The organism is Helicobacter fennelliae, from assembly GCF_900451005.1.
GTDB lineage: Bacteria > Campylobacterota > Campylobacteria > Campylobacterales > Helicobacteraceae > Helicobacter_B > Helicobacter_B fennelliae.
Map to the genome: position 1 here is coordinate 137,346 of NZ_UGIB01000001.1, position 11,893 is coordinate 149,238.

14 protein-coding genes are annotated in these 11,893 nt (G+C 36.6%); 6 read left to right on the forward strand and 8 right to left on the reverse strand.

Annotated features, from left to right (window positions below):
- Positions 1 to 273: 273 nt before the first annotated feature.
- The 6 genes from DY109_RS11235 (at position 274) to DY109_RS00805 (ending at position 4,179) form a co-directional block, all read left to right on the forward strand.
- Positions 274 to 420, forward strand: a complete 147-nt coding sequence (locus DY109_RS11235) for a hypothetical protein (RefSeq protein WP_158413008.1) — start codon at positions 274 to 276, stop codon at positions 418 to 420.
- Between the two features lie 265 nt (positions 421 to 685).
- Positions 686 to 1,744, forward strand: coding sequence for an alcohol dehydrogenase AdhP (gene adhP / locus DY109_RS00785; protein WP_023946491.1), 1,059 nt, complete (start codon positions 686 to 688; stop codon positions 1,742 to 1,744).
- Positions 1,745 to 1,764: 20 nt separating this feature from the next.
- Complete coding sequence (locus DY109_RS00790; RefSeq protein WP_023946492.1) at positions 1,765 to 2,142, forward strand: DUF779 domain-containing protein; 378 nt, start codon at positions 1,765 to 1,767, stop codon at positions 2,140 to 2,142.
- Positions 2,143 to 2,371: 229 nt separating this feature from the next.
- Positions 2,372 to 2,983 (forward strand): hypothetical protein, encoded by a 612-nt coding sequence (locus DY109_RS00795; protein WP_023946494.1) that lies wholly within the window; start codon positions 2,372 to 2,374, stop codon positions 2,981 to 2,983.
- Positions 2,984 to 3,158: 175 nt separating this feature from the next.
- Positions 3,159 to 3,722, forward strand: a complete 564-nt coding sequence (locus DY109_RS00800) for a hypothetical protein (protein ID WP_023946495.1) — start codon at positions 3,159 to 3,161, stop codon at positions 3,720 to 3,722.
- 250 nt (positions 3,723 to 3,972) lie between these two features.
- Positions 3,973 to 4,179, forward strand: a complete 207-nt coding sequence (locus DY109_RS00805; RefSeq protein WP_023946496.1) for a hypothetical protein — start codon at positions 3,973 to 3,975, stop codon at positions 4,177 to 4,179.
- A gap of 168 nt (positions 4,180 to 4,347) precedes the next feature.
- Here the strand turns inward: DY109_RS00805 and traF are convergent, their stop codons facing one another.
- The 8 genes from traF to DY109_RS00845 form a co-directional block, all read right to left on the reverse strand.
- Positions 4,348 to 5,967, reverse strand: coding sequence for a conjugal transfer protein TraF (traF, locus tag DY109_RS00810; protein ID WP_023946497.1), 1,620 nt, complete (start codon positions 5,965 to 5,967; stop codon positions 4,348 to 4,350).
- Complete coding sequence (locus tag DY109_RS00815) at positions 5,967 to 6,383, reverse strand: universal stress protein (RefSeq protein ID WP_023946498.1); 417 nt, start codon at positions 6,381 to 6,383, stop codon at positions 5,967 to 5,969. The genes traF and DY109_RS00815 overlap by 1 nt, the downstream gene beginning before the upstream one ends.
- A gap of 124 nt (positions 6,384 to 6,507) precedes the next feature.
- Positions 6,508 to 7,272: a flagellar biosynthetic protein FliR gene (gene fliR / locus DY109_RS00820; RefSeq protein ID WP_023946499.1), complete on the reverse strand. Its 765-nt coding sequence runs from the start codon at positions 7,270 to 7,272 to the stop codon at positions 6,508 to 6,510.
- Positions 7,272 to 8,465, reverse strand: a complete 1,194-nt coding sequence (locus DY109_RS00825) for an HD domain-containing protein (RefSeq protein ID WP_023946500.1) — start codon at positions 8,463 to 8,465, stop codon at positions 7,272 to 7,274. The genes fliR and DY109_RS00825 overlap by 1 nt, the downstream gene beginning before the upstream one ends.
- Positions 8,462 to 9,121, reverse strand: coding sequence for a hypothetical protein (locus DY109_RS00830; protein ID WP_023946501.1), 660 nt, complete (start codon positions 9,119 to 9,121; stop codon positions 8,462 to 8,464). The genes DY109_RS00825 and DY109_RS00830 overlap by 4 nt, the downstream gene beginning before the upstream one ends.
- Positions 9,118 to 9,903 carry an MlaD family protein gene (locus tag DY109_RS00835; protein ID WP_034549146.1) on the reverse strand — a complete coding sequence of 262 codons (786 nt, stop codon included), beginning with the start codon at positions 9,901 to 9,903 and terminating at the stop codon, positions 9,118 to 9,120. The genes DY109_RS00830 and DY109_RS00835 overlap by 4 nt, the downstream gene beginning before the upstream one ends.
- The gene (locus DY109_RS00840) at positions 9,888 to 10,664 is read right to left on the reverse strand and encodes an ABC transporter ATP-binding protein (protein WP_023946503.1); all 777 of its coding nucleotides are present in this window, start codon (positions 10,662 to 10,664) and stop codon (positions 9,888 to 9,890) included. The genes DY109_RS00835 and DY109_RS00840 overlap by 16 nt, the downstream gene beginning before the upstream one ends.
- A gap of 2 nt (positions 10,665 to 10,666) precedes the next feature.
- Complete coding sequence (locus DY109_RS00845; RefSeq protein ID WP_023946504.1) at positions 10,667 to 11,809, reverse strand: MlaE family ABC transporter permease; 1,143 nt, start codon at positions 11,807 to 11,809, stop codon at positions 10,667 to 10,669.
- Between the last annotated feature and the right edge of the window lie 84 nt (positions 11,810 to 11,893).

An 11,893-nucleotide genomic window follows, 5' to 3' on the forward strand; every position in this document is an offset into this window, starting at 1 on the left:
TTAAATGTGGAAAGAGACGATCAGCCATTTATAGTATAGAATCTAGATTCCAAATCCTAGCTTTTTGGTAAATTTTGCGGATTGCATCGGCTTACTCATTGCGACGCACGATATAGTGCGACTCACTCGCTCGCCTTGCAAAACCCCAAAATTTATTCAAAAATCTAGAATTTCTTTACGCTCTTTGTAATTGCCATAGAATCTTGGATTCCATACAGACCCAATGGTGCATTAAGAAATCCTCTATTTTTTATTTTTTAGGCGATCGTTAAAATGGTTAAATTTTTGTTAAACTTTGTGAATATATTTATAGAAGGAATATCTAAAAATGGCGTGGGTATTCCTTGGGTTTTTAGTTTGCCATTTGGGGTTGTTTGTTTATGGGGATTAGATTCTGTGAATATAAATCGCAAGGGTTAGAATCAAAAAATTGAGTCGTGAAAATCTCAAACCCTAATCCAAAACGATTCAAACGAGAATCTAGATTCTGCATAGATAAACATTAAGGATTACACATTAGATTCTGATTGGATTCTATGGATTCCATAAAGTATGGGTAGTGGCTTTATGGATATAAGGAGTGCTGCAACACTCCTTCACTACAAACGAACTACAAAACGAATGTAGGACATGGATTATACTTCAAAATCCATATAAATGTCCTCAAAACTACAAAGGATATTGTATGACAAAAAAAATGAAAGCAGCCGTAGTCGAACAATTTGGCACACCATTAGTAATCAAAGAAGTCAATATACCAAAACCACGTGCTGGCGAAGTGCTAGTCAAAATAGAAGCTTGTGGCGTTTGCCATACGGATTTGCACGCTGTCGAGGGGGATTGGCCTGTGAAAGCAAACCTAAAAGCTCTGGCTGGTGGCGGGTTTATACCCGGACATGAGGGAGTGGGCTATGTTGTCGAAGTCGGTCAAGGTGTAACTCATATCAAAGAAGGCGATGCTGTGGGGATACCTTGGCTTTATAGTGCTTGTGGGCATTGCGAGCATTGTATGGGTGGCTGGGAGACACTGTGTGAAAGCCAGCAAAATGGCGGATATTCTGTCAATGGTGGATTTGCTGAATACGCCATTGCTGATGCAAATTATGTCGGAATCCTCAAAAAAGATTCTGACTTTCTCAATATCGCCCCCATTTTATGTGCGGGAGTAACCGTGTATAAGGGACTCAAAATGACAGAGGCAAAACCCGGACAATGGGTAACAATCTCTGGAATCGGGGGATTGGGGCATTTAGCCGTCCAATACGCTAAGGCTATGGGGCTTAATGTAGCAGCGATTGATGTGGCTGATGATAAGCTAGAGCTCGCCAAACAATATGGCGCAAGTGTCGTTGCAAACGCAAGAGATCTCGGTGAGGAAGGCACGATCAAACATATCGTAAAAGAGACAGATGGCGGGACACATGGCGTGCTTGTAACCGCTGTGCATCCTGTCGCGTTTAAGCAGGCTGTCGGCGTAGTGAGACGAGGCGGAACAGTCGCTATGAATGGACTTCCACCCGGAGATTTTCCTATCAATATTTTTAATATGATCCTCAATGGCATAACTATTCGTGGCTCAATCGTAGGGACAAGACTTGACTTACAAGAAGCAATCAATTTCGCCCAAGAAGAAAAAGTGCATGCGCATGTAGCTCCTGCGGCACTAGAGGATATAAATAATGTCTTTGACAAAATGCGACATGGCAAAATTGATGGTCGCATAGTCTTAGATTTTAGAAATTAGCTAAAAATTAAGGAGAAAATATGCTACCGCCTCGAGTCATAGCGACAGATTCTGCACTAGATCTCATCAAAGATATGCAGTGTGCGCATGGTGAGATTATTTTTTATCAATCAGGTGGCTGCTGTGATGGCTCTGTGCCGTATTGCTACCAAAAAGATGATTTTAAGATCGGTGAGAATGATATATTGCTAGGGCTCATTGGTGGGGTCAAATTTTATATACACAAAGCGCAGTTTGAATACTGGAAACACACGCAACTCATCATTGACGCGCAAACTGGAAATGGAAGTGAATTTTCTCTTGAATATGGAAGTGGCAAAAGATTTGTGCTTGCATCAAGGATTTTCAGCAATGATGAGATAGAGAGATTAGAGAGTGGAGCCAAAAAGGCTTACTAAAAGAGAATCTAAACTTTAGATTCTGCTTTTACCTCTCAATACCCCAATAATCAAAGATTCTGCGATAAAAACCAAAAATTCAATCCTTCAACTCATTTTTATTATTTTTGACAAAAAATTGTCTTTTTTGCATGATAAATATTAATAAAACATTGTATTTAAGTTTATTTTATGGGGGGCTAGAATCTTTCTTTTATTTTATATTTACCACAAATGGTTGGAGGATCAAATGATTACAAAGTCTGAAGTTCAAAATGCATTATATGAATGGCAAACCTTAGAAAATGGCAAATACAGAGAAAATGAATTAGCCTTGATAGATCTTGTAAAACATTATAAATCCAATGACAGCTTAAAATCTATTTTATTAAAAATTGCCACTCTTAATGAATTTTATAGCACAAACATCAAAAGAGCTTTTAGTATGGCTAATCATATTTTAAAACTTGATATTGATACAAAACTCAAAGCACTAAAAGATTCTCCACATAATGAACTGCGATGTTGCAAAGAATTAGTGCATAGTATAGCAAATCTTGAGAGCAAGAATTTTATTTCATTTGCTAGCAAATATTGCTCATTTCATAATCAAGAACTTTTCCCAATTTTTGATAATCTAGTCGCAAAAGTGCTATGCCAATTACAAAAATCTGATAATTTTAGTGATTTTAATCCAAGGCGTTTTGCAAATAATCCACAACATCAATTACGAGATTACGCAATATTTAAAAAAGCAATTTTAGATTTTATAAATTTTTATGATTTAAAAGATTTTAACTTCAAGGAGATTGATAGATTTTTGTGGCAAAAAGGCAGAAAAGAATTTGGAAGTGCAAAATGAAAAATCTAAAGTTTGTAATATTTATACTAATTTCAATCTTGTTGGGTGGTTGTTATGATCCTATTGATCTTGCAACAATGGGATACAAAAAATTAAACAGATTAATTTTAATAAAAAATTAAATATTGCAGGAGAAAAAATAATTACAATACAAACGATAGCAAAATCACTCAATATGCCAAAAGAAATTTATTGCTATTTTGCAGATTATATGTTTATTTATAATAAAGATTTACAACTTGAATCCAATAAACAAACAACTGCCACAGAATATGGTTTTATAAAACCTAAAAAGCCTATAGAAACATTAAACAAAGATATTAGAGCAAAACTTATCTTTTGTGATGCCAATCAGAGATTTTTTGAAGCTAAATTAAAACAAACAAAAATAGAACCAATCACGCTTCTAACAAAAGGATCAATAATAATAAAAAATAGTATGAGAAATTATGATGGTCCTTGTTTTAAACTAGGTAATAATACTTATTGTGATGGGGATATTATTACAATCTTTACTATAAAATTACTCATTCAAGTCATTGATATTGGAAACAATCAAGTTCAATATGGTTTATATTATATTAATAATGACAATAAACCAATTTATAACGCACCCATCGAATTCATGAATAATTTTAAAATGGAATGTCCAACACCAAATCTTAATATCTACTCAAAAGACTATCAAGAGCTTCAACAAAAAATCCAACAAGTGCAAGATGAGCGTGAAAAAAAATAAAAAGAGGGCAACTCTAAAATCAGGAAGGCGCGTAAAAAATTGTTAATACAGAAATAGATAAATTTAAAAACAACAAAGAAGTTTCTCTGCCATCATCAATTAATGAAGAGCTCATAGGGCAATGTATTGTTGCCGGCAATACAATATTTATAAACAACCAATAATCCACAAAAGGAGACAAAATAATGTCAAATAAAAAAATCACTCTAATAGTTAGAAATTATTATGTGCTCTAGAGAAGGGGTGTTGCGTGGCTTTATTTATCGTGCATTATGCTTTCCAAAAGAATATAGAGCAAGGTATAGCATATAGATTGTCTCGCATATGGGATGAAGTTTCAGAAGAAAGTGAAAATCAATCCATTACGATTCCTGATGATATTTTCGATATGATTGCAGAATTTATAGTGCAAGGAAAACGTATGGAACTTAAACCAATCAACAAAAAAAGAAATTAAAATTCATATAAATTTTAATTTTGGCACAACTTATTATTTAAGATAAAAGCTATACATAATTTTTCATAAACTTTGATAATTTTGTAAAACAAAATTAAATCAAAAAAAATTTTAATTATTCTATAAATAAAGTTTTTATAGGCTTTATAAAAAGCCAAAGCCCAGAATCTAAAACGAAAAATTCCCGCCTAAGCGGATGTTAAGATATCTTGGAAATCTATACCCTTGCGCTTCGCCTAATGCTGTGCCAGCCTGAATAGCAAGATCCAAAAATCCCAAAATATTAAGCCCACCTGTAAGGATTAGTCCATCATCTTGCCTAATGTCTTTCATAAGCCCCAAACGCAAATCAACTACCTTAATGTCAAACTTCGCCCCGCCGCCTATCATTTGGCTATATGGACGCTGGAAGCTATCGCTTAGCATATCATTTTTGCTCAAATCCGCATCAAAAGCAAGTGCAAAAAACGATCGATTATACGCCATTCCGATACGATATTGAGGCTTGATTTGTATCTCGCTGTTTGCATAGCGGAATGTCGGGGTATTGATATTCTTGGCGACAAAACCAAAGGTGAGATACTGAAAATTAGGCAAATCAATCTCAACCATAGTGCCCAAATCCACTGCGATTGCGGTTTTTGTCTCAAATGGCTGATTGGTTGCAAATTTTTTAGCAGAATCCCCGATGTTTGTGCTTGTTGATAGCCAAATATCACTCATAGCATTGCTTGCGCTCATAAGTCGCATAGAAATACCAAAATTTAAATTGACATTTTTGAGATAAAAAGTGTGCGCATAGCCGATTGGAATCTCATTGATCCAAAATGTCCGCGCCACGACTGAATGCACATTGCCAAGCTCAAGCGCATGCGCTAGCGAGTGTTCCTCATAGTCAGTTTGTGTTGTTTGGCTATATCCAAAGCCCCCGCTATCAAGATTGACTTTGTAGTAATTGCTACCATTTTTTAAAATCAAATCCATACGATTTGGATCGGTTTTTATCGATGTGGAAGCATAAACAGAGGAGAAAAACCCAACCCCAAAAGTCCCCAAAGTGCCACGAAACAACGCTGGCGCAAATTGAAATGCTACGCCATTTTGGCTTGTGATACTCAAGGCGTTTTCTTTGAGGACATCTTGGAGCGTCTGAAAGTCCCTCACAGCCTGATCCATTCCAGCATCACCACCAAAGCTAAGTGTGATTCCAGAGATATTGCCTTTTGCATCGACTGAAATATTGCCAAAATCCATATTCCCAGCGACATTATTAATAAGATCTTTTGAGGCAGAATCTAATGTAGTAGAGTTTTGGGTTTCTTGTTTGATGTTTGCGATGAGGGTATTTACATCTACTGAACCATTCTTAACGCTCTCAAGCTTTTGTTCTAAAGTGTTTCCTGTGGTGGCTCCAGAAGTTGTCAATGCTTTATCTAAAATTTTTCCAAACTCACTTGCTACCGCACCTGTTGCTCCGCCTGATCCACCGCCCGTTGCGCCTGCAAGAGTGCCGATAAATCGCTCCGCACTTGAAGCGAAGTTTCCAAAGTCAATATTTGCGATTCTATCGATATTTTTCTCTCGCAATCCAACCCCGACAGAATACCCAAACCTAACACTATTTTCAGCACTCAATAATGCTGGATTATAATACAGCGCAAAAGGCGAGTTTTTTAACGCGACACCTGCACCGCCCATTCCAGCACTGACATTACCCATTCCTCCAAACTCTAAGCCAAAGACACATTTTAAGCTTACAATAAGAGTAATGAGGAATTTTTTTGTCATTATTTTGCCACAAGCACCGGAATAGGTGAAGAATTAATAAAGCTATTTTGATGAGAGTTAAAAATCCTATGAAGCAATGATGACTCACTTGCCCCAATCACGAGCAAATCAAACTGGTGAGCGATTTCAAGCACCACATCAATAGGATTTCCTGTGCGAAGGATTTTTTTACACAAAATACCTTCTGCTTTAAATGTATGATCAAATTCATCGAGAATCTCATTTGATTTTTCTTGCTCTATGTTTTCGATTGTCCCATAATCAACAATCCCACTTTCTGCATACACAAGCACTTCTGGCGTTACATGAAGCAATGTAAGCTCCACCTCATCTCGATGCCCAAAAAGCTTAATAATTGTCTTTATCGCTCTTCTGCATTCCTCTGTATCACTTACACCAAATAACAACTTTGCCATTTTTACTCCTTAAATAATGTGTAATAATCGTAAATACTTTCAAAATCTTAAGCTAGATTATTTTATCAAAAAGTAGTAAAAAGCTTGTTGAATTCTTTTTGAAACTTGCAAAATAAAATCAGTGCTAAAAAATCTGTGAAAGTGCTTTGAATGCCTCATATAAATCCGTTTTGAAATGATACATAATGCCCGAAATAATCAAAATAATCACACTTAAAGCTATGCCGATTTTGAGCGGAAATCCAAAAGAAAAAAGATTAAATTGTGAGTGTGTTTTCATAATCATTCCAAACACAATATCACTCAAAAGTATAATACCAAGCACAGGAAAAGCCATAGCAAAGCCAAGTGCAAACATTCCGCCAAATGCCTTGATAATATAAGTCATAAAATTTGGCGAGAATCTCACTTCGCCTAGTGGCAAAACTTGAAGCGTATAGGCGATGAATTGAAAAATAAGATGATGAAAATCAAGTGCCAACGCCACAACAATTGCCAAAAATGTAATCACTTGCGTGATGATAGGCTTTGTATTACCACTTGAAGGATCATACGCACTTGCCATAGTCATTCCCACAGAAAAGCTTATGCTATCGCCTGCGAGCGCAAGTGCATTAAAGACAATCTGAAGCACCAAAGATGCCATAAACCCAAGTGCTATCTCCATAAAAGCAGCGATAAGCAAATCAGGCAAATTAGTAATAACTGCCGAAGAATGCGCTATCGGAAGAAACATAATCGTCAAAAAAAACGCCAAAGCTGCACGCACAGAAACCGGCACAAGCTGCGAATCAAAAAATGGAAAAAACGCCAAAATAGAACTAAAGCGCAAAAGCAACAGCAAAAAAGTCGTTACATTGCCATCTGTGAGATAACCTAATAATTCCATTAACAAAAATCCCTAAAAAGTGCCCCTAAATCTAAATCATGGATTGATTCATTATGTCGTTTTTCATAAATGCCATCAGCTCCTTCTATCAAATCCTTGCTTGATATGCCATGGCTTATTGAGATTTTGGCTTCCAAAAACGCGCTTAAATGATCGCAAACTTTTAAAAATTGCCCACAGACTGGATTGTATTCATCTTGATTGAAATTCAAAAAAAGCTCCTGCCAATTTTTTGTATAGTGAGGAAAACACTCAATCAAATAACGATTTGCAAATTCATTGCGCGTGAAATACACAATATCTGCGCGTATAGATTCTGGCATATGGATAAGGATTTTTTCTTCTACTGCTCTCTCTTCGATAAGCTTTATCTGCTCATCAAGCCCGGCGACAGAGCTTTTTATCGGAGAGATAATATCGCGCGTGAGAATCTCTGGCAAATCATGAAAAAGCCCGCCAAGAAAATGATTGATACGCATTTGCTTACACGCGCCCAAATCTAAACTCAGCAAATACCCACAAATCGCTACTACAAGCGTATGTCCTAGCACAGAAGTAGCTGGTACGCGCGGGGTTTGACTCCATCGTTTTTGGAATCTCAACTGCCCAAACATCGTAACAATCTCAGAAATATTTTTAAAAAGCACAATTTGCTTCATTCCATTGAGATTATACAACTGCTCAACTTCCTTATCAATCGAGGCTTTGATATTTTCCACATCAAACATATATGGATTAAAGCGATAAATAATATCAAATTCCCATTTGGAAGCATAATAATGCGCCGCGCGCAGAATCTGTGTCTCGATACTTTGGTGTGTATGGCTCAAATAATGCTCGAAATCCTCGAAAAATTCGTATTCTTGCAAATCCTCTCTCAACTCTTTTATCACAAATTGCGCTAGATCTTTTTTGTGATACCTTTGAAGCTCGTGAAATACTGGCGGCTTAATGTCTGTCAGCACAACGCGCGCAAAAAAATCAAAGCAAAAATACAAAATTAATCTCTCCCAATCAATCTCTTTGCCATCTATCTCTTCGTATTTGGCAAGCAAATATGTAATCACCATTTTGTGCGCTTGCTTATCAAGTTCGACAAATTCCACAGGGCAGGCTTGATCATTCCACCTATGGATCGAAGCGGCGACAAATATTTTGCGTAATAATGAGGCTTTGAGACGCGGTGTTTTCATTTTGTATTTCCACTGATTGTATTATTAGCTGTATTTGTGCTTTGCGCGCCTGTATTTTGTATATTTATACTTTGATGAATAATCTCTTCTACCATTTGACTAATCGCGCTTTGCAAGGTCGCTAGATTCTGGGATTTTGCAAAATCTTGATTAGAATCTATGGGCTTTTGTATAGAGATATGCTTGCTATATATAATATCCATATTTACGCCACTCATTATGATGAGATTTGCTTTTACCACAGCCTCGCTTGTTTTTTTGTCATTGTCTGTTTTGTCGTCATTGTGTAGGCTCAAATCCAAAATCTCTAGCATAATTGTTTTTTTCTCAGCACCAAATGATGTAAAAAATACACATTTCTCCAAAGCCTTAGATTCTAGCGCGCTACGCAAAAGATGCGAAGGTAAATCAATCCACTGCGTATTTGGCAAGGCTTTGAGCTGATTATTATTTCTTGTGATGATGTTTGTTGTATTGAGATGTGAGGGTATGTGTATATCAAGGCGGATTTTTGCAGGATTTACGCATGCAGTGCTTGAAGTGATACCAAAGTCATAATACTCCACACTCGGAATGCTAGATTTAATCTTTACTTCCACGCAACCGCTCCATGCCAATGCCAATCCCAAACAAATAAGTAAATGTAATTGTTTCATTTTTGTTCCCCAAAAAGTGTATTGTATGGATTATTATTAAATTTATCGATTAGATTCTGGCTTTTTTGCAAAAACGAATCAAGATTATGCAAGCTTTTTTCAGCTTGATTGATCGTTGGCAAAAGGGTAGATTTTATATCGTATTCTCCTTGTGAAACTTTCGTATCTATGGTGCTGACAAGGTTATTTGTCGTCTGAAGTATGGAGTCGATTTTTTTACTCATTATATTAAGATCCTTTGCAAAAATATTCAAAGAAGCCATTGTCTGCGAGAAGTTTTCGATATTTTGCTTACTCATTAAAGCGTGAAAGTTATTGAGCACATCAAGCATTCCATTTGCAAGCTGATCGGCTTGATCGGTGATTTTGCCAATGAAATTTTTCTCTAGCAATAAAATAGGCTCATCATCATCGCCAATTAATGGCGCATTGAGTTTTGGCTTGAACGCGAGATAATTTAACCCCGCCAATCCTTGCGCATCAATCACAACGCTTGAACCACGATTAATAGGAATACTTTTGTCAATCGCAACAATAATCTCCACCAATCCTGTTTGGGTATTGAGCTTGATATTTTCCACATTGCCTATGGTTATGCCTTTGTAGCGCACGGGAGTTTTATTGCCAATGCCTAAAACATCATACTGTGTGTAAATATAGTATTTTTTCATCTTATCACTACCCAAGCCAATATGCCCAAACCACAGCACAAACGCGACAAAAGCAATAATAATGACAAAAAACATACCACCAATTAATAAATAATTTACGCGTCTTTCCACAATCGCTCTCCTCGCTTGCTAAAAAATAGATTCTGCTTTGATAGTGAGAGAATCTGGGATTTGAGTTCATTAAGATTTCCTAAAAACTCTATTTTACCATCTTTTAACATCAAAAACCGATCGGCTGTATCATTGATAGAATCTAAATCATGAGTAATCATTACAATCGTCATTTTAAACTCCTCTCGTAATTTGCAAATCAATTGATCAAACTGCTGTGCGCTTGCAGGATCAAGTCCGCTTGTAGGCTCATCTAAAAACAAAATCTCAGGACTTAGTGCTAATGCCCGAGCAAGGCCTACTCGCTTTTTCATACCGCCACTTAATTCATAAGGATACAAATCATACACACTAGAATCTAGCCCAACATTATGGATAAGCGATTTTGCAACTTCTACTATCGTAGATTTTGGATAATGGCTGTATTCTTCAAGAAGCACAGAGACATTTTCAATCACACTCAAAGAGCTATAAAGCGCGCCAAATTGAAATAAAATCCCACATCGATTGAGGAATGTTTGTGGATTCTGAAGATTCCAGATATTTTCACCAAAAATCACAATCTCGCCAGATTTTGGTTTATTCAGCAAAATCATTGAGCGCAGAAGCGTTGATTTGCCACTTCCACTTCCACCCAAAATCCCAAAAATCTCACCCTGCTTTATGTCAAAGCTTAAATTATCATGGATAAGCCTATTGCCGTAAGCTGTGCAGAGATTGCGAACCTCAATAATATTTGTGATGTTTTTGGTGTTTGCCATATTTATATCCCTAATCTTGCTGTCAAAAATGAAAAAATCGCATCAATGGCAATAATCCAAAATAGTGCATTTACCACGCTAATAGTCGTAATGCGCCCAAGCTCTTGGCTATCTCCTTTGATACAAAACCCTCGAAAGCACCCCACAAGTGCTATGGCTGCGCCAAAAAATGGTGCTTTAATAATGCCAAGCCAAAAATGACTCCACTCTACCGTCTCATAGAATCTCCCGATATATGTTTGAAAATCTATGCCTAATTGCACATACACTGCGATCATTCCGCCAATAAGTGAAAACGCATCAGCCAAAAACACCAGCAAAGGCATCGCAATCATAAGTGCAAAAAGTCTAGGAATCACCAAAAACGCGATCGGATTAAAATTCATCGTTTTCATCGCATCTATTTCTTCTGTGATTTGCATAACACCAATTTGAGCAGTGAAGCTTGAAGCACTGCGCCCTGCGATAACAAGTGCCAAAATAAAAGGTCCCATCTCTCGAAGTGAAAGTTTGGCAGTAGTCTCCACGCTCAAAAGTGGCGCGCCAAGTGCTTCAAGCTGCACTGCGCCCTGCAAAGCAATCGCAAATCCTACAATAAATGCTGTCAATAAACTCACTGGCAATGCCTTAAATCCAGACTCGTTGATATGATATAGAAGCGGACTTATGCGGACTTCGCGCTTGAAAAGTGAGAGAGATAAAAAATAAAAACTCATACCTACAAAATTCACAAAATCCAAAAAACTTGCACTAAAATTATAAATATACATACCAAAAGTGCCAATTATATTAACTAGATTCTGCAAAAAAGGCAGTTTTGGCTTAGATTCTGATATTTGATTGACACACAAATCAAATACTTTTTGGGTTTGTGGGGTTGTGATGATTTGGATTTCTATGTCTTTTGTCTGCTGTTTCAAAAAAGTCGCAAATGCAATATCAATCTCCGCATTTTGCGCAAATACAATAGAATCTATGCCTGAAGCAATGAGTTTTTGCAAGGTGATAAGCTGTGATTTTTTGACTTTAAAATCCCATTTTCCTTCCAAAACCACTTCTATTGATGAGATATTCTGTGATGAAGTATGTTGCGATGAGGCATTGTGCGTGGATTTTTGGATATGGATTTGAGGTGCTAAACACATAAGAGGATACACCCTTTAAGAGAGATTATAGATTTTAAGTCTATAATTATACATTTTATTTTTGAATTTTTATTTTTATTAAAT

What these genes read in the sequence shown, in the direction of transcription:
- DY109_RS00795 (WP_023946494.1), top strand. Translation starts at nt 2,372, where the DNA reads ATGATTACAAAGTCTGAAGTTCAAAATGCATTATATGAATGGCAAACC.
- DY109_RS00815 (WP_023946498.1), bottom strand. Translation starts at nt 6,383, where the DNA reads ATGGCAAAGTTGTTATTTGGTGTAAGTGATACAGAGGAATGCAGAAGA.
- DY109_RS00830 (WP_023946501.1), bottom strand. Translation starts at nt 9,121, where the DNA reads ATGAAACAATTACATTTACTTATTTGTTTGGGATTGGCATTGGCATGG.
- adhP (WP_023946491.1), top strand. Translation starts at nt 686, where the DNA reads ATGACAAAAAAAATGAAAGCAGCCGTAGTCGAACAATTTGGCACACCA.
- DY109_RS00845 (WP_023946504.1), bottom strand. Translation starts at nt 11,809, where the DNA reads ATGTGTTTAGCACCTCAAATCCATATCCAAAAATCCACGCACAATGCC.
- DY109_RS00790 (WP_023946492.1), top strand. Translation starts at nt 1,765, where the DNA reads ATGCTACCGCCTCGAGTCATAGCGACAGATTCTGCACTAGATCTCATC.
- DY109_RS00840 (WP_023946503.1), bottom strand. Translation starts at nt 10,664, where the DNA reads ATGGCAAACACCAAAAACATCACAAATATTATTGAGGTTCGCAATCTC.
- fliR (WP_023946499.1), bottom strand. Translation starts at nt 7,272, where the DNA reads ATGGAATTATTAGGTTATCTCACAGATGGCAATGTAACGACTTTTTTG.
- DY109_RS11235 (WP_158413008.1), top strand. Translation starts at nt 274, where the DNA reads ATGGTTAAATTTTTGTTAAACTTTGTGAATATATTTATAGAAGGAATA.
- DY109_RS00800 (WP_023946495.1), top strand. Translation starts at nt 3,159, where the DNA reads ATGCCAAAAGAAATTTATTGCTATTTTGCAGATTATATGTTTATTTAT.
- traF (WP_023946497.1), bottom strand. Translation starts at nt 5,967, where the DNA reads ATGACAAAAAAATTCCTCATTACTCTTATTGTAAGCTTAAAATGTGTC.
- DY109_RS00825 (WP_023946500.1), bottom strand. Translation starts at nt 8,465, where the DNA reads ATGAAAACACCGCGTCTCAAAGCCTCATTATTACGCAAAATATTTGTC.